The organism is Herbidospora sp. RD11066, from assembly GCF_054661255.1.
This window is the reverse complement of sequence record NZ_BAAGDO010000019.1, coordinates 1-16,126: the sequence shown is the minus strand read 5'-3', so window position 1 is coordinate 16,126 and position 16,126 is coordinate 1. Positions and strand designations below refer to the sequence as shown.

The 16,126-nt window shown below is 72.9% G+C and carries 13 protein-coding genes; 10 read left to right on the top strand and 3 right to left on the bottom strand.

Translation table 11 applies throughout. From position 1 onward, the window contains the following. The first annotated feature begins 28 nt into the window (after positions 1-28). Genes ACYQ78_RS39010 through ACYQ78_RS39000 form a run of 3 tightly spaced genes read left to right on the top strand, consistent with a single transcriptional unit; the run spans position 29 to position 2,988 of the window. Positions 29-640 carry an ABC transporter ATP-binding protein gene (locus ACYQ78_RS39010; RefSeq protein ID WP_459806038.1) on the top strand — a complete coding sequence of 204 codons (612 nt, stop codon included), beginning with the start codon at positions 29-31 and terminating at the stop codon, positions 638-640. Then, on the top strand, positions 637-1,878 hold the full coding sequence (locus ACYQ78_RS39005; protein WP_459806037.1) for a DUF6297 family protein: 1,242 nt from the start codon (positions 637-639) through the stop codon (positions 1,876-1,878). Before ACYQ78_RS39010 ends, ACYQ78_RS39005 begins: the two co-directional genes overlap by 4 nt. A gap of 48 nt (positions 1,879-1,926) precedes the next feature. Then, positions 1,927-2,988, top strand: coding sequence for an NAD-dependent epimerase/dehydratase family protein (locus ACYQ78_RS39000; RefSeq protein ID WP_459806036.1), 1,062 nt, complete (start codon positions 1,927-1,929; stop codon positions 2,986-2,988). Here the strand turns inward: ACYQ78_RS39000 and ACYQ78_RS38995 are convergent. After that, positions 2,982-3,812: an NAD(P)H-binding protein gene (locus tag ACYQ78_RS38995; protein ID WP_459806035.1), complete on the bottom strand. Its 831-nt coding sequence runs from the start codon at positions 3,810-3,812 to the stop codon at positions 2,982-2,984. The genes ACYQ78_RS39000 and ACYQ78_RS38995 overlap by 7 nt on opposite strands. A 123-nt stretch (positions 3,813-3,935) precedes the next feature. Here ACYQ78_RS38995 and ACYQ78_RS38990 point away from each other — a divergent pair, with 123 nt between their 5' ends. After that, on the top strand, positions 3,936-4,295 hold the full coding sequence (locus ACYQ78_RS38990) for a winged helix-turn-helix transcriptional regulator (RefSeq protein WP_459806064.1): 360 nt from the start codon (positions 3,936-3,938) through the stop codon (positions 4,293-4,295). Here the strand turns inward: ACYQ78_RS38990 and ACYQ78_RS38985 are convergent. Beyond that, complete coding sequence (locus ACYQ78_RS38985; protein WP_459806034.1) at positions 4,256-4,696, bottom strand: hypothetical protein; 441 nt, start codon at positions 4,694-4,696, stop codon at positions 4,256-4,258. The two genes, ACYQ78_RS38990 and ACYQ78_RS38985, sit on opposite strands and share 40 nt — an antisense overlap. A gap of 128 nt (positions 4,697-4,824) precedes the next feature. On the opposite strand from ACYQ78_RS38985, the gene ACYQ78_RS38980 reads away from it, so the two are divergent. From ACYQ78_RS38980 to ACYQ78_RS38960, 5 genes are read left to right on the top strand one after another with little or no spacing between them, the layout of a single operon-like run. Beyond that, the gene (locus tag ACYQ78_RS38980) at positions 4,825-8,076 is read left to right on the top strand and encodes a DUF4132 domain-containing protein (protein WP_459806033.1); all 3,252 of its coding nucleotides are present in this window, start codon (positions 4,825-4,827) and stop codon (positions 8,074-8,076) included. Then, positions 8,073-9,119: an ATP-binding protein gene (locus ACYQ78_RS38975; protein WP_459806032.1), complete on the top strand. Its 1,047-nt coding sequence runs from the start codon at positions 8,073-8,075 to the stop codon at positions 9,117-9,119. The genes ACYQ78_RS38980 and ACYQ78_RS38975 overlap by 4 nt, the downstream gene beginning before the upstream one ends. Positions 9,120-9,121: 2 nt before the next feature. Continuing rightward, a complete protein-coding gene (locus ACYQ78_RS38970) occupies positions 9,122-11,329 on the top strand; it encodes a DUF5682 family protein (RefSeq protein ID WP_459806031.1) in 2,208 nt (735 codons plus the stop codon). Next, positions 11,326-12,435: a VWA domain-containing protein gene (locus ACYQ78_RS38965; protein ID WP_459806030.1), complete on the top strand. Its 1,110-nt coding sequence runs from the start codon at positions 11,326-11,328 to the stop codon at positions 12,433-12,435. Before ACYQ78_RS38970 ends, ACYQ78_RS38965 begins: the two co-directional genes overlap by 4 nt. After that, the gene (locus ACYQ78_RS38960) at positions 12,432-14,366 is read left to right on the top strand and encodes a hypothetical protein (RefSeq protein WP_459806029.1); all 1,935 of its coding nucleotides are present in this window, start codon (positions 12,432-12,434) and stop codon (positions 14,364-14,366) included. Before ACYQ78_RS38965 ends, ACYQ78_RS38960 begins: the two co-directional genes overlap by 4 nt. On the opposite strand, the gene ACYQ78_RS38955 is transcribed toward ACYQ78_RS38960, so the two are convergent. After that, the gene (locus ACYQ78_RS38955; protein WP_459806028.1) at positions 14,359-15,717 is read right to left on the bottom strand and encodes an Ig-like domain-containing protein; all 1,359 of its coding nucleotides are present in this window, start codon (positions 15,715-15,717) and stop codon (positions 14,359-14,361) included. The two genes, ACYQ78_RS38960 and ACYQ78_RS38955, sit on opposite strands and share 8 nt — an antisense overlap. Before the next feature lie 154 nt (positions 15,718-15,871). Between ACYQ78_RS38955 and ACYQ78_RS38950 the strand changes: the two genes are divergently transcribed. Beyond that, positions 15,872-16,048 carry a hypothetical protein gene (locus ACYQ78_RS38950; RefSeq protein WP_459806027.1) on the top strand — a complete coding sequence of 59 codons (177 nt, stop codon included), beginning with the start codon at positions 15,872-15,874 and terminating at the stop codon, positions 16,046-16,048. Positions 16,049-16,126 lie beyond the last annotated feature (78 nt).

Below are 16,126 nucleotides of genomic sequence, written 5' to 3'. Positions count from 1 at the left end.
TCTCCTGCGGGGCGCCCATACTGGACAGGTGCTGACCGTCTCCGGCCTGTGCAAGTCCTACTCCGGCGTCCCGGTGCTGACCGGCGTCACCTTCACCCTGCTCCCCGGTGAGGCCGTCGCCGTCGTCGGCCCGAACGGCGCGGGCAAGACCACGCTGCTGAAATGCGTGGCGGGCCTGGAGGAGCCCGACTCCGGCGCCGTCGAGCTCGACGGCGCGGTCCTGCGCGAGTCCGATCCGGCGGTCCGGGCCGCGATGGCGTGCCTGCTCGACGACGCCGACTACTTCCCCGACCTGTCGGTCGTCGACCACCTCACCCTCTACGCCCACGCCCACGGCACCTCCGACGTTCCCGGCACGGTCACTTCCGTCCTGCACGAGCTCGACCTGCCCGCCGACCAGCTCCCCGTCACGCTGTCGAGCGGCCAGCGGCACCGCCTCGGCCTCGCCTCCTGCCTGGTGCGTCCCCGGCGTCTCCTCCTGCTCGACGAGCCCGAGCAGCGGCTCGACAACGCGGGGCGGGCGTGGCTGGCCGAGCGGCTGGCCAAGGAGAAGGCGTCCGGGGTGGCCGTCCTGTTCACCTCGCACGACCCCGGCCTCATCGAGGCGGTCGCCGACCGAACGGTGGAGATCACCGCGTGATCCGATACGCCGAACGGGCCGTCTACCTGGTCGTTCTCGGGGCGATCGCCGCCGAGGCCGTCGCGGCGGGGCTGGCGGGCGGGTCCGCTCCCCCGATCGCCGAAGGTGTCGCGGCGGCACTCGCCGCACTGTGCGTGGTGCTGCTGGCCAAAGGGTTACTCGGGTTCGGTCCCCTGTACGCCGGTGCGCCCGCCCGCACCTGGATCCTGAGCACCCCGCTCGACCGGGGCAGGGCCCTGCGCAAACACCTCGCCACGGCCATGGCGGCGGGCGCGGCGGGGTGTCTGTTCCTCGGGTTCGCCTACGTCGCGGTGACCCGGTCGACCGTGGCGGTCGCGCCCTGGTTCGCGGTCTGGGCGGCGGCCGGGGTGGTGGTGGCGTGCGGGTGCGTGCTGGTCCAGTCGGGGTACGGCGAGACGCGCCTCGTCCAGCGCGGGCTGACCGTCATCGCCTGGCTGCTGGCCGCGGCCGCCGTGGTGGCGGGTCCGGGCTGGGACCTCGTCATCCCCGTCCCGGTCGCGGTGGCCTGCGCGGTCGCGGTGGGAGTGCTCGCGTGGTCACGGTTGGGCACGATGACGCGCGGCCGGTTGTCGTCCGGCGCCGAACTCGCCACGGCGACCCAGGCGTCGGCGCTGTCCCTCGACGTCACGATGTTCTGGGCGATCGTGCTGGAGCGCCGGGCCCGGAGCATCGGCCGGGTCCGCCCGGCGGCCATCCGCGGAACCCGCTTCACCGCTCTGGTCAGGGCCGATCTCGCGAGGATCCGGCGCACCCCGACAGGGCTGCTCCTCTGGGCCGCGCTGGTCGCGGTGCCCTACGGCGCCGCGGTGACGCCGTTCCTTCCCGCCGTCCACGTCGTCGCGGGGTTCGTCGCCGTCGACCGGCTGGCGGCGGGGCTCCGGGTCGTCTCGCGGGCGCCCGCGCTGCGGCGGGCGCTGGGCGGGTCGGATCGGGAGCTCGCCCTCGCCCACCTGGTCCTGCCGGGCATCGGGGCGGTCATCTGGTCGCTGGCGACCCTGCTGGTCGTCCCCGGCGTCACCCCGCTCATGGCCGCGATCACCACGGCGGGGGTGCTCGCGGTGGTCTACCGGGTCGCCACCCGGCCGCCGCTCGACTACGCGGCTCCGGTGATCGACGTCGGGCTGTTCGGGCCCACCCCGATCGGGCTGCTCACGCAGCTCTCGCGGGGGCCCGCGCTGCTGGCGGGGCTGGCGCTGCTCCAGACGGCGGTGGCGTGACGGCGCGGGAACCCGGCGCTGGTCCGTCGCTTCCGTAGCGTCTCTGACATGCGAGTTCTCGTCACAGGAGGAGCCGGGTTCATCGGCTCGCACATCGTCACCGCGCTGGCCTCGGCCGGGCACGAACCGGTCGTGTACGACGCCCTGCTGCCCGCCTCCCATCCCGGGGACCCATCGCCGCCCGACGCCGAGTTCGTGCGCGGTGACGTCCGTGACGGCGACGCCCTCGAAAAGGCGATGAAGCGGGTCGACGCGGTCTGCCACCAGGCGGCGATGGCCGGGCTGGGCCGGGACTTCGCGGACGCGCCCGACTACGTCTCGTGCAACGGCCACGGCACGGCCGTCCTGCTGGCCGTGATGGCGAAGCTGCGGAAGACCCGGCTGGTCCAGGCCGGATCGATGGTCGTGTACGGCGAGGGCCGCTACTCCTGCCCGCTGCACGGCGTGGTCCGGCCCGGTCCCCGGGACGTCGCCGACCTGGAGGCGGGGCGGTTCGAGCTGCGGTGCTCGTGGTGCGGGGCCGACCTCGAACCCGGGCTGGTCGGGGAGGACTCCCCCGTCGACCCGCGTCATGTGTACGCCGCCACCAAGCTCGCCCAGGAACATCTGGCCGCCTCCTGGGCCCGCGCGACCGGCGGGACCGCGATCTCGCTGCGCTACCCCAACGTCTACGGGCCCGGGATGCCCCGCGACACCCCGTACGCGGGGGTGGCGTCGTTCTTCCGGTCGGCCCTCTCCCGGGGTGAGGCGCCCCGCGTGTTCGAAGACGGCGGGCAGCGGCGTGACTTCGTGCACGTCACCGATGTGGCGGCCGCGAATCTGCGGGCGCTGGAGGGTGTCGGCGAGCGGCCCGAGGGGACCCATGCGGCGTACAACACCGGAAGTGGCGAGCCCCGCACGGTCGGGGAGATGGCGGCGGCGCTGGCCGGCGCGGTCGGCGGGCCGGTGCCGGTGGTGACCGGGGAGTACCGCCTCGGGGACGTGCGGCACATCACGGCCGACTCGGCGCGGCTGCGGCGCGAGCTGAACTGGGCGCCCCGGGTCGCGTTCGCCGAGGGGATGGCCGCGTTCGCCCACGCGCCGCAGCGCGCGTCGGCGGGCGCCTACTGAGCGAGCGCCTCGCGCAGGGAGACGGGCGGGCGGCCGAGGAGTTTCGCCAGGTCGTCGCTGGTGGTCTCCAGGTTGCCCGCCGCGATCCCGAGGTCGATGTCGACCACGAAACCGGCGATCCCCTCGGGCAGGCCGGAGGACAGGAGCACCTCCCGGTACTGGTCGGCGGTCAGCGGTGCGTAGGAGACCGGTCGTCCCTTCACCTCGGCGATCGCCTCGGCCAGGCCGGCCAGGGTGAAGACCTCGGCGGCGAGTTCGTACACCCCCTTGTCGGGCTCCTGGGTGAGGACCGCCGCGGCCGCGTCGGCGTAGTCGGCGCGGGCGGCGGCGCTGACCAGGCCGTCACCGGCCGCGCCCGCGACGCCATGTTCGAGGTAGGTGGGGAGCTGTGCGGTGTACACCTCGTAGTACCAGGCGTTGCGCAGGAAGACCGTGCGCAGCCCCGAGTCGGTCAGCAGCTTCTCGGTGGCCTGGTGCTCCTTGCCCAGCTCCATCGTGTTGGCGGGCGCGTTGAGAATGCTCGTGTACGCCACCAGCTCCACCCCCGCCTCGACCAGCGCGGCCACGACGTTCGCGTGCTGCTCCAGCCGCCGGCCCACTTCCGAGCCCGACACGAACAGCACCTTGGTCGCGCCCTCGAAGGCGAGGCGGAGCGACTCGGGGTCGTCGTAGTCGGCGTGGCGGATCTCCACACCCAGGTCGGCGGACTTCTCGATCTGGCGCCCGAGACCCCTGATCCGCCCGGCGGGGACGCCCCGGCGGAGCAGGCTCTCGATGGCGAGGCGGCCGAAGGGCCCGGTGGCGCCGGTGACGACGTAGGTCATCTCTGGTTCCTCTCATTGGTTCGGTAACCGAGGGAACAGGGCAGGTCAGAGCTTACTTCCCAAGTGATAGAGGGCACCTTGAAGTGCGGTACGCACCTGGAGGATAGTGAGCAGGTGACACGTATGCACGACTGCGCGAGCCGACAGTTGCTCGACCGGATCGGCGACGCCTGGAGCGTGCTGATCGTGAGCCATCTCCGTGGCGGGCCGCTCCGCTTCACGGAGCTGTCGCGGAAGATCGACGGCGTGACCCCGAAGATGCTGACGCAGACGCTCCGGGGCCTCGAACGCGACGGCCTGGTGACCCGGACCGTCTACCCGGTGGTGCCGCCCCGGGTCGACTACGAGCTCACCCCCCTGGGCCGCAGCCTCGAAGGTGTGGTCGACGCCATCACGACCTGGGCCGACCTGAACATCGGCGACGTCCTGGCCGCCCGCGACTCCTACGACGAGAAGCTGTCGATGGCGAAGAATCCGTCGTAGCCGCCGCATCCGGCCGGGGGCGTGGCGGCGCCGTTCGACGGCACCCACGACCCGCCCGTCGTGAAGGTGTCGCCGTCGAGGAGCTCGCCCCTGCCGGGCACGGTCACGCCGCGCCTGCCGTCGGGGGCGCGCAGCGGCGTGGTGCCGCCGGGCCAGAGCGGGACGGCGGTCAGGCCGTCGAGGGCGACGACCAGGCACGAGGTGTCGCCGAGCCACGAGAGCCGGGCGTCCAGCGACAGGAAGTTCGCGTCCGCCAGGTCGTGGACGAGAATCGCCGGGTCGGTGCCGACCTGACAGGTGTACGACGCGCACGCGATCTGGTCGGCCGGCGGCCGCACGGAGGAGTCGGCGGCGCTGCAGGCCGACAGGGCCAGGACGCAGGCGAGAGCGGTGATCCTCATGGTGAGTGCACCCTAGTGACGGGCCGTCCCGCTTCCTCCGTACGTGGCTTTCCGCGGCCGGATATTTGTCGGTCACACGGGCTAGCTTGTGCTTGTCCTTGATCACGTGACCGTTGCGAGGTACCGGCATGACCACCGAAGACCGCTTCACGATGCCGCCCACGTGGGTGCGCGAGCTGCATCCCCGGCGGGGTGGCGTGCCGGTGCCCGTGGAACCGCTCGACGCGTCTTCGATGATCGCCGAAGCCCTCGACGAATACCGTCAGACGATCCCCCAGTGCCTGGCCCGGTGCGCCGACTCCGACATCGTCGAAGCGGGCACCGCCTACCTGGCCGGAGACCCCGAGAGCCCACCTTTGGGCGCCGCCGTGGTCGCCGAGATCGTCGGCACCTTCCGCGACTGGCGTGACACGACGACGCCGCCCGCGTTCGCCGACGTGTGGCTGGCCGAGCGCGGCCCGGCGTTCGCGGCGGCGGCGGTGGCCGAGCTGAGCTCGCTGAAATGCGGGCTCGACGACCTCGACGGCGACCTCACCCGGCCAGGCCTGCCGGTGCGGCGGCTCACCGCGACCGAGGGCGCCGCCCACGGGTGGTGGGGGCACCGGGAGAAGCTGCCCCGCCGGGTCAGGGCCGCGCTCGCGGCGGCGTCCGGCGCCGACTACGCCGAGGCGGTGGCCGCGCTGGCCCGGTGCCGCGCGGGCGGGCCGCACCATCGGGTGGCCGCCTCCTACCTGGTGCCGACCGAGACCGCGTGGGTCGACGCCGACTGCGCCGAGGTCGTCGGGCTCGACCAGGGGCTCGCCCGCATCCTGGTCGCCGCGATCAGCACCCCGGGCCAGGCCGACCTGCTCGCCCATCACGTGAACCTCTACTCCCTGGCCCATTCCCTCACCCTTCCGGCCACGCTGGTCGACGGCATGGGTGAGGAGGCGGCGGTGCCGGTGCTGGCCCGCTGGCTCGACGACGCCTACGGCGTGGAAGACCAGCGGCGGCTCCAGATGATGCTCGCCGAACTGCCCACCGACGCGGCGATGCGGGCGCTGATCGACCGGGTCGGGCACAAATACGGCCAGCCGCCGGTGGCGCGGGCGGCGGCCCGCTACCCGCGCCGGGCGATGCGGCTGCTGGCCGAATCCGGCGGCAAGATCGCGGGCGACCTGCTGCGAGCCCACGTGCTGGGCCACCCCGACCTGGCCGGCGAGGTGCGCGACGAGGTGAGCGCCGCCGCCGCGCAGCGGATCGACGCCGCCGCGGCCGTCGCATCCGTCGACTACGCGCCGTCCGAGGCCCTGCCTCAGGTGCTGGTCAGCCCGCCGTGGACCCGCCCCGGCGTGGTCCGCAAACCGGTGGTGGTCAACGGGCTGGTGTGCGCCGACGGGCCGACGGTGGTGTGGGCGCCGGGCGAGCGGGAGTCCTGGCTGCACTCCGCGGCGGGCTGGAGCGGCGGCCACCTCCGGAACTGGACGAAGGTCGCCGCCTCCATCGCCCAGGCCCCGCAGAGCCGGGGCGGCTCGTGGGAACAGGCGTGCTTCTTCGTCACCGGGCCCGAAGAACTGGCCGCTCCGCTGATCGGCGCGTGGCGTCCGGGCGACGTCTGGGGCAACTGGTATTGGATGCGGGCGGTGGTCGCCCGGTTCGAGATGGCCGCGCTGCCGATGGCCGTCGACCAGGCCCCGAAGGTGCCCAAGCACATCGCCCCGGCGCTGCTCCCCTTCGCCAGTCCGGAGATCGCCGTGCTGATGGCCGAGTGGCTGGCCCGGTTGAAGACGGTGCGGCCGACCGCGCTGGCCTGGCTGGCGCGGCACCCCGAGGCCGCCGCCCGCGCGCTGATCCCCCGGGCGCTGGGCAAGGCCGGTCCGGCCCGCCGCCAGGCGGAGCAGGCGTTATGCCTGATCGACCGCGACACGGTGACCACGGCCGCTGCCGGTTATGGCCCGGCCGCCGAGAAGGCGATCACCGAGTTGCTCGCGACCGACCCGCTCGACCTGGTGCCCGCCAAGGTGCCGGTGGTCCCCGCGTGGGCCGATCCCGCGTTCCTGCCGCCGATCCGGCTGCGCGGCGGCGGCGGTCTCCCGCCCGAGGCGACGCGTCATGTGGTCACGATGCTGGCGATCTCGAGGCCCGGCGAGCCCTACGCCGGGGTCGTCCCGGTCAGGGAGGCCTGCGACGGGCGCACGCTCGCCGAGTTCGGCTGGGCGCTGTTCCAGCGGTGGCAGGCGGCCGGATATCCGTCCAAGGAGAGTTGGATCCTCGACGGCCTCGCGCTGCTCGGCGACGACGAGACCGTGCGGAGGCTGGCCCCGCTGATCCGGGTCTGGCCCGGGGAGGGCGGGCACGCCCGTGCGGTCGCCGGGCTCGACGTCCTGGCCACGCTCGGGTCGGAGGTCGCGCTGATGCACCTCCACGGCATCGCCGAGAAGGTCAGGTTCGCCGGGCTGAAGAGCAAGGCCGGGCAGAAGATGGCCGAGGTCGCCGAGCGGCTGGGGCTGGAACCGCAGGAACTGGCCGACCGCCTGGTGCCGGGCTTCGGGCTGGCCGACGACGGCAGCCTGACCCTCGACTACGGCCCCCGGCGGTTCGTCGTCGGCTTCGACGAGCAGCTCAAGCCCTATGTCGTCGACTCCACGGGCAAGCGGCTGAAGACCCTGCCGAAGCCGGGCGTCAAAGACGACGCGGAGCTCGCCCCGGCCGCCTACCAGCGGTTCGCCGGGCTGAAGAAGGACGTCCGCACGGTGGCGGCCGACAACATCCGCCGGTTGGAGCAGGCGATGGTGCTGCGGCGGCGCTGGAGCGTCGACGACTTCACCCGGCTGTTCGTCGGCCATCCGCTGCTGTGGCACATCGTGCGGCGGCTGGCGTGGGGTTACCACGACGCCTCGGGCGACCTGCTCGGCGTGCTGCGCGTGGCCGAAGACCGCACGTTCGCCGACATCGGCGACGAGACGCTGACCCTGCCCACCGATGTGACGGTCGGGATCGTCCACCCGCTGGAGCTCGGCGGGGCGCTGAGCGCGTGGGCCGAGGTGTTCGCCGACTACGAGATCCTGCAGCCGTTCCCGCAGCTCGGCCGCGAGGTCTTCACGTCGGTCGCCGAGTTCGATTTCGACCGGCTCACCGGCATCCCGACCGGCCGGGTGCTGGGCCTGGAACGGCGCGGCTGGCGGCGCGGCGCCCCGCAGGACGCCGGTGCCCAGTGCTGGATCGAGCGCGACGTACCCGGCGGCACGATCGTCACGGTCCACCTGGATCCCGGCGTCTCCATCGGCTGGATCGACATGGACGAGGAGCAGGCCCTGCGCGTCTCCAAGGAACTGTTCGACGGCCTCGACCCCGTCACCACCTCCGAGATCATGCGCGATCTGTCGGAGCTGGTCCGATGAACGATCAGGTGCAGCGGCCCCCGGCCGAGGTGCGTTACGCCGACGAGCTGGACCGGCTGCGCAACACCGACGACGGCCCCCGGCCGCCGGGCTGGGCGCTCAGCCTGCGGGCGGCCCGCCGCTTCGTCATCGGCGACGAGAACCTCGGCGTCTCCCGCAAGTTCGTCGGCGACCCGTCGCTGATCGACCGGGCCCTGGTCACGCTCGCCACCAACCGGGGCCTGATGCTGGTCGGCGAGCCGGGCACCGCGAAGTCGCTGCTGTCGGAGCTGCTCGCGGCGGCGGTCAGCGGCACGTCCACCCTCACCATCCAGGGCGGTGCGGCCACCACCGAAGACCAGATCAAGTACTCGTGGAACTACGCGCTGCTGGTCGCCGAGGGTCCGTCGGCCCGGTCGCTGGTGGCCGCGCCGCTGCTGCGCGGCATGGCCGAGGGCAAGGTGGTGCGCTTCGAGGAGATCACCCGCTGCCCCCTCGAAGTGCAGGATTGCCTGCTGTCGCCGCTGTCCGACCGGGCGCTCGCGATCCCCGAGCTGACCGGCCCCGAGGCGATGGTGTTCGCCCGCGAGGGCTTCACCGTGATCGCCACGGCCAACACCCGCGACCGGGGCGTCAACGAGATGAGCGCCGCGCTCAAACGTCGCTTCAACTTCGAGACCGTCTTCCCGATCGCCGACTTCGACACCGAGCTGTCGCTGGTGGAGGCCGAGGCCACCGCGCTGCTGAAGCGTTCGGGGGTCGGGGCGGCGCCGCGCCGCGACGTGCTGGAGGTGCTGGTCACCGCGTTCCGCGAGCTGCGCCAGGGCCAGGGCGACCGGCTGTCGGGGGTGATGAGCACCGCCGAGGCCGTCTCGGTCGCCCACGCGGTCGGCCTGCGCGGCTGGTTCCTGCGCGGCGAGCCGGGCACCGCCGAAGACCTGGTCACCTGCCTGGCCGGGACGGCGGCCAAGGACAGCCCCGACGACCTGGCCAAACTCCGCCGCTACCTGGAACACCGGCGCTCCGGTCCCCTGTACGACGCCCGCCACCACCTCCCCGGCTGACGATGACCGCCACGTTCCTCGGCGTGCGCCACCACAGCCCCGCCTGCGCCCGGCTGGTCGCCGACACGATCACGAAGTCGCGTCCGGCCTACGTGCTGGTCGAGGGCCCCGCCGACCTGAACCACCGGCTCGGCGAACTGCTGCTCGGCCACGACCTGCCGATCGCGGTCTACACCGGCTACCGCGACGCCGAGCGCAGGCACGGCTCGTGGGCCCCGCTGTGCGACTACTCCCCGGAGTGGACGGCCCTGACCTCGGCCGATGCCGTCGGCGCCGAAGTCAGGTTCATCGACCTCCCCGCCTGGCATCCGGCCCTGGCCGGAGTGCGCAACCGCTACGCCGACGCCGAGGCCCGCTACGCCGAGGTGACGGAACGCCTCTGCCGCACCTTCGCCGTCGACAACGCCGACGCCCTGTGGGACCACCTCTTCGAGATAGAGCCCGCAGAGGGGCTGGCCGAACGACTGGCCACCTATTTCGATCTCGTACGTGGTGACGCACTCCCCGGCCCCGACGACGTGGCCCGTGAGGCGTACATGGCTCAGTGGATCCGGGCCGCCGTCGCCGACGCGGGCGACCGGCCGGTCGTCGTGGTGACCGGCGGCTTCCACCGTCCGGCGCTGATCCGGCTGGCCTCGGAAGGTGACTCGACGTGGCCGGAGGTGCCCGCACCCCCCGCCGACGCGGTCGTGGGCAGCTATCTGGTGCCCTATTCGTTCCGGCGGCTGGACGCCTTCGACGGCTACCAGTCGGGCATGCCGTCACCGGCCTACTACCAGCACGTATGGGAGTCGGGCCCGCGTGAGGCCGCCCGCGAGCTCGTCCAGGCGGTCGCCGCCCGCCTGCGCGCCCGGCGCCGGACGGTGTCCACCGCCGACCTGATCGCCGCCCGCGCCACCACCGACGGCCTGGCCCTCGTGCGCGGCCACCGGCATCCCGCCAGGGTCGACGTGCTCGACGGCCTGGCCGCCGCGCTGATCGGCGAGGCGCTGGACACCCCGCTCCCGTGGGCCACCGGCGGCAGGCTGCGGGAAGGGACCCACCCGGTGATCGTCGAGATGGTCGCCGCGCTCAGCGGAGACCGGGTGGGGCGGCTGCATCCGTCGACGCCGCTGCCGCCACTCGTCCACGCGGTCACCGAGCAGTTGAGCGGTCACGGCCTCGACGGCACCCGCGACCTCCGCCTCGACCTCGGCGAGGAACGCGACCGCAGCCGCCTCCTGCACCGGCTGCGGGTGCTGGCGATCCCCGGTTTCGTCTGCGCGTCGAGACCCCGTGATCTGGTCGAACACTGGACACTGACCGATTCCGACGACCGCCTGCCCGCCCTGATCGAGGCCGGCGGCTACGGAGTCGACCCGCAGGAGGCCGCGGCGGCCTTCTTCACCGAACGCGTCGCCGCCGCGTCCGCGGACATGAACGAGCTCACCGACCTGCTCTTCGACCTGGCGCTGTGCGGCCTCGGCGACCTGACCGGCCGGGTCCTCGACGACCTGGCAGGGGCCGTCGGCACCGCCACCGACCTGGGCTCCCTGGGCCGGACCCTCGCCGTCGCCCTGGAGATGTGGCGCCACGATCCCGGTCTCACCTTGGGCACGGTCGTCGCCGCGGCCACCCGCCGCGCGTTGTGGCTGGCCGAGGGCGTCCGCGGCGGCCCCGCACCGGCCGACCCGAGGCGGATCGACGCCGTGGTCGCCGTCCGCGACGCCCTGACCCACGCGGGCACCCCGCTCGACCTCGACACCGAAGCGGCGCTGGGCGTCGCCGACCGGCTCGCCGCCTCCCCCGACGTGCCCCCCGACCTGCGCGGCGCCGCGTTCGGCCTGGCCTGGTCCCTGCGCGGCACCGCCACCGCCGACCCCGCCGACGCGGTGCGCGGCGCCTTCACCCCGGCATCGGCGGGCGACTGGCTGGCCGGACTGTTCGCCCTCGCCCGCGAAGAGGTCCTGCACGCTCCCGGAATGCTCGACCTGCTCAACGAACTGGTCGGCGCGATGACGGCTCACGACTTCCTGGTCGCGCTGCCCGCGCTCCGCCAGGCGTTCGCCTACTTCCCCCCGCGTGAACGTCACCACATCGCCACCCGCCTGGCCCAGGGCATCCAGATCCCGATCCGCCTGACGGCACCCCCGGAGCTGGTGGCCGCCGGCCTGGCCCTCGACGAACGCGTCGACACCCTGCTCCGCCGCGAAGGACTGATCACGTCATGACCCTCGAACGCTGGCGCCTGCTCCTCGGCGAACCCGGCGCCGCCTGCCTGGGCGAACAGCGTCTCACCCCGGAAGCGGCCGCCCGCGACACCGCCCTCGACTGGCTCTACGGCCGCGACGACGACCTGCGCCGCCGGGGTGTACGACAGGCCGGTCTGGGCCCATCGGCGGTGACCACGGTCGACTGGCTCGACGACATCACCCGCCTGTTCCCGAAGGAGACCATCGAACGGCTGCACCGCGACGCCGTCGAACGCTACGAGATCCACGACGTGGTGACCGACCCGGCGGTCCTGGAGCGCATCGAACCCAACCCGACCCTGCTCAAAGCGGTGCTGCGCACCAAGCACCTGATGAACCCGCAGGTCCTGCTGCTGGCCCGGCGCATCGTCGAAACGGTCGTCCGGCAACTGACCGACAAACTCGCCACCGAGGTCCGGACCGCGTTCTCCGGCGCCAAGGCCCGCCGCCCCGGCCGCCTGCGCCAGGCCCGCAACTTCGACCTGACCCGGACCCTGCGCGCCAACCTGGGCCGCTACCGCCCGGAGACCGGCAAGGTCGTGATCGAAACTCCGTATTTCTTCACCCGCACCCGCCGCCACCTGGAGCAGTGGCAGGTCATCCTGCTCGTCGACCAGTCGGGCTCCATGGTCGGCTCGGTGATCCACTCGGCGGTGACGGCGGCCTGCCTGTGGGGCCTGCCCGGCGTCCGCACCCACCTGGTGGCCTTCGACACGGAGGTCGTCGACCTGACCGCCGACGTCGACGACCCGGTGGAACTGCTGATGAAAGTCCAGCTGGGCGGCGGCACCGACATCGCCCGCGCGGCCACCTACGGCGCCGGCCTGGTCGACCAGCCCCGGCGGACCATCGTCGTGCTGATCTCCGACTTCTACGAGGGCGGCGACCCCAACCGGCTGGTCCGCGTGGTGCGCGGCCTGGTCGCACAGGGCACCAAGGTGCTGGGCCTGGCCGCCCTCGACGAACAGGCGAACCCCGACTACGACCGGGCCCTGGCCCAGCGTCTGGCCGACGCGGGCGCGCACGTGGGCGCGATGACACCGGGCGAACTGGCGGAGTTCGTCGCGGAACACGTGGGCCGATGAGAACCGACCTCCTCGCCCTGACCCTCGACTCCCTCGCGGCCTTGACCAACCGAGGCCTGGTCAAACGCGCCACCAAGGATCTGGACACCGCCGCCCCTGGCTTACGCACCGACCCCGACGGCACCCTTCACGGCGATTTCCCGAACGGCCCGACGGCCACCCTGCCCCCGGGCGGCCTCGACAGCGGCCACTGCACCTGCGGCGCCACCGCGGCCTGCCGCCACCTGCTCGGCATGATCCTCGCCTACCAACGCGCAGCCCAAAGCCCAGACCTGAGCACGAGTCTGTCTTGGTCGCCAGGGCAGGTGACCGATGACGAGCTCACCGTCAGGATCGGTGTCCGGATGATGGCCGCCGCCCGACGGATCGAGCGGGCCGGGTACACCGCCAGGGTCCGCCGCGCCACGGCCGCCGATCCGGTGCCGCAGGTCGAGCTGACCAGCGCGACCGTGCGCTTTCTGGTGCCGGGCGACCTGGGTTTCGTGCACACCGATGCCGCCGACGGGAGTCGTGACGACGTCATCGCGCTCGCGGTGTGGGCGTTCCGGGCCGCCGATGACGGGCACCCGGGCGCGGCGGATGTGCGGGTCGAGGTCGGGGGCGCCGTCGAGGCCGGGGCCGGTTCGGGAGTGGAGCGGGCGCTCGGGCTGGCGAGCATGGTCCTGTACGAAGGTGCGACCCACCTAGGCCCCGGTCTTGAGGCCACGATCACCCACGTCAAGCGCCACCTCGACGACGCCGGGCTGCGCTGGCCCCTGCTGGCCGTCACCGATCTCGCCGACCAGCTGGCCGCCTATCGCGACCGCGCCGCCCACTACCGCCCCGAGCTGCTCGCGAGCCACCTCGCCGAACTGCACGCCCGCCACCGCGCCGTGATCCACCCTGACGCCACCCTGCGCACCAGCGTTCTGGGCACCACCGAAGCTGCCGAGACCCCGCTGCGCCGGGCCCGCCTCGACGGCCTCGGCTGCCGGATCAGAGCCCTGGGCGGACAGCGGATCGCCGAGGTCTACCTCGCCCACAGCTCCGGCGTGCTGGTACTCCGCCGCCACTGGGACGGCGACGACGACGGCCCGGCCCTGGCCCGGCGCCGGATCGGCACGACCACCCTGGCCGCCCTCGCCACCGGCAACCTCGTGACCGAATCGGCGATCCGCAGCGCCAGCCGGACGGTCCGCCTGGCCACCGGCCGCATCGCCAAGACCACCATCACCCCGTCCCGGGGCACATGGGACGAACTCCCACCCTCATTGGTCGCCACCGACGTCGCCGCACTCGCCACCGAACTCGACGCCCTCCCCCCACGCCCGATCCGCCCCCGGGTCGAGGCGGAGCTCGTCAGGGTCGTCGCCGTCGCCGAAGTGAGAACCATCACCTACGCCCCCGGCGACCAGCGCCTCGACGCGGTGATCGCCGACCGTGCGGGCCACACCGCCGTCATCAGCGCCACCCACACCAGCGCGACCCCCGGCCGCCTCGACTCCCTGGCGACCGCGCTGGACAGCGACCCACGTTTCGTCAGCGGCATCGTCCGGCGCACGGGCGGCACCGTCGTCATCGAACCGATCGGCCTGTCCGTCGGCGACCGCGTCGTGGCCCCCGACCTGCAACCGACGAGCGGGGCCGGCTACCTCTCCCCCTCAGACGACACCCCGCAGGAACCACTGACCGCGACCCTCATCGACACGCGGGACCTCCTCGCGGAGACGGCCCATCGCGGCCTGCGCCACCTGCCCCCGTCCTACCGCGACCGGCTCGCGATCGCGGCGGAACGGCTGACCACACTCGGCCTGCACCGCATGGCCCGGGCCGTCACGACCTTCGCGGCCACACTGACCCGCGAGGGCGACCAGACGGCAGAAGACGCCTGGGTGGACGCGTATCTACGCCTTGAGGTCGCCGTCGAGCAGGAGTGGCGACGCGTCAGTTGATCGGCCGGCAGGGCACGGTCTGGAGGACGACGCCGTCGAGGAAGTTGCCGGTGGCGCCACCATCCGCCGAGGAGACGGCCTGGAAGGAGAAGCGGGTCGTGGTCTGTCCCGGCGCGACGAAGTAGGTCCCCGAGTACCGCCGCCAGGCGGTGCCGTCGGTGGCGATGTCACGTGAGGTCGCCCCGTCCGGGGTCTGGGCCACGGTCGCGCCCGGTGCGCCGATCAGGACCCGCATGACGTCGGTGCCCGCGCCGCCCCGGTGCCACATCGACCAGGGCATGGACCTTCCGGGCACGGTCCGCACGTCCTGGTAGACGGCCGAAGGCCCGGTGGCGCCGAGTTCGGCGAACTGCCGCCCCTCGGCCGAGTACACACCCTGGAAACCGCCACGCCGGATCGTCAGCATGCCGCCGGAGGCGGTGGTGCGCCATCCGGCCGCCGGGTCGGTGGCGGCGTCGGGGACGTCCCGCCGGCCCGAGTCGACGTACGGGGACTCGAAGCCGCCGTTCGCCAGGGTCATCGGGTCGGCGGCGCAGGTGACGACGACGGTGACGGTCCCCGTGCCGGTGCCGCAGGGGGTAGTGATCGTGTACGTGAACGTGTCGGTGACGCTGCCGGGCGGCGGCGAGTACATGATGCGGTCGCCGGAGAGCATGGCGGTGCCGCGGGCGGGCCTGCCGACGGCGGTGATCATCACGCCCATGGCCGTGCCGGCGTCGTTGGCCAGGACCGGGATGGCGACCGCCGTGTCGTGCCTGGTGGTGGCGGTGTCGTTCACGGCGGTGGTGGGTGAGATGGACCGGCCGTCGGCGATCTGGATCTGAGGGGCGGGAGTGTTGCCGGCGAACTGTCCGAAGAGGCCGTAGCTGGTGATGTCGCGCGGTTTGACGGCCATGCCGCGCCCGGCGGTGCCCTGCTTGACCCGGAAGGTGATGACCTTGGGCTCGGAGTCGATACCGAGGTGCGACGAGATCGTCAGGACGCCGCCGCCCACGGTCCCGTCGCCCGACTGGCTGATGATGTCGGCGTTGGCCACGAGTGAGCTGATGTCCCACGTGCTGGTGTAGCCGACCCCCGGCCACCTGAAGGTGGTGTGCGCGATCCGCAGCGTGAAGGTCGAGCCGGGCGCGATCTGGCCGCCCCACAGCGCGGGCGTGGTCTCCACCGTCGCCCTGCCAAGACCCTGCTGCGCGCCGGAGCCGTCCTTCCATTCGTAGTCCACCGGGTATTTCGCCTGGCCGGCCCGTACACACGGACTCGGGGCCTGGCGCGCCTCGGCGGCCCCGGTGGCGGTCGCGGTGACGAGGGCGAGCAGGGCCACCGCGAGGGCGAGGGCACGCCGTTGTGACATCAAGACGGAGCTCCGGATTCAGTGGATCAACTCGGCGGACACTACTCCCGGTGATTTTAGGATCGCCGCGAGTGATCTCGCGCCACGGTCTCCACCCCGCGCTCCACCCTTCGGAGGTCCCGCTCCACCCCGACCGGTTCCTACCGTCTCGGGCATGGACAAACGCAACTGGCTCGCGCTGCTGCACCGGGTCGTGGACGCCAATGGGGGAAAGTTGAACGGCAGGCTGCTGCTCGCGATCGTCGTCGTCGCCGCGCTGGTCATCGTCGGCTTCGTCGCGTTCCGGATTATCTTGGTCGACATGATTCTGACGGTGAAGGACTCCCGCTAGGTGTACTCGGCCATCAGGTTGGTGACTCGCCGTAGCTGATGCTTGATCAAATGGAAGACCTCCGGATGTGGTGGAGAT

Coding starts and splice junctions, on each gene's coding strand:
- ACYQ78_RS38985 (WP_459806034.1), bottom strand. CDS start 4,696: ATGAGGATCACCGCTCTCGCCTGCGTCCTGGCCCTGTCGGCCTGCAGC.
- ACYQ78_RS39000 (WP_459806036.1), top strand. CDS start 1,927: ATGCGAGTTCTCGTCACAGGAGGAGCCGGGTTCATCGGCTCGCACATC.
- ACYQ78_RS38980 (WP_459806033.1), top strand. CDS start 4,825: ATGACCACCGAAGACCGCTTCACGATGCCGCCCACGTGGGTGCGCGAG.
- ACYQ78_RS38960 (WP_459806029.1), top strand. CDS start 12,432: ATGAGAACCGACCTCCTCGCCCTGACCCTCGACTCCCTCGCGGCCTTG.
- ACYQ78_RS38990 (WP_459806064.1), top strand. CDS start 3,936: ATGCACGACTGCGCGAGCCGACAGTTGCTCGACCGGATCGGCGACGCC.
- ACYQ78_RS38950 (WP_459806027.1), top strand. CDS start 15,872: ATGGACAAACGCAACTGGCTCGCGCTGCTGCACCGGGTCGTGGACGCC.
- ACYQ78_RS38975 (WP_459806032.1), top strand. CDS start 8,073: ATGAACGATCAGGTGCAGCGGCCCCCGGCCGAGGTGCGTTACGCCGAC.
- ACYQ78_RS38970 (WP_459806031.1), top strand. CDS start 9,122: ATGACCGCCACGTTCCTCGGCGTGCGCCACCACAGCCCCGCCTGCGCC.
- ACYQ78_RS38955 (WP_459806028.1), bottom strand. CDS start 15,717: ATGTCACAACGGCGTGCCCTCGCCCTCGCGGTGGCCCTGCTCGCCCTC.
- ACYQ78_RS38995 (WP_459806035.1), bottom strand. CDS start 3,812: ATGACCTACGTCGTCACCGGCGCCACCGGGCCCTTCGGCCGCCTCGCC.
- ACYQ78_RS38965 (WP_459806030.1), top strand. CDS start 11,326: ATGACCCTCGAACGCTGGCGCCTGCTCCTCGGCGAACCCGGCGCCGCC.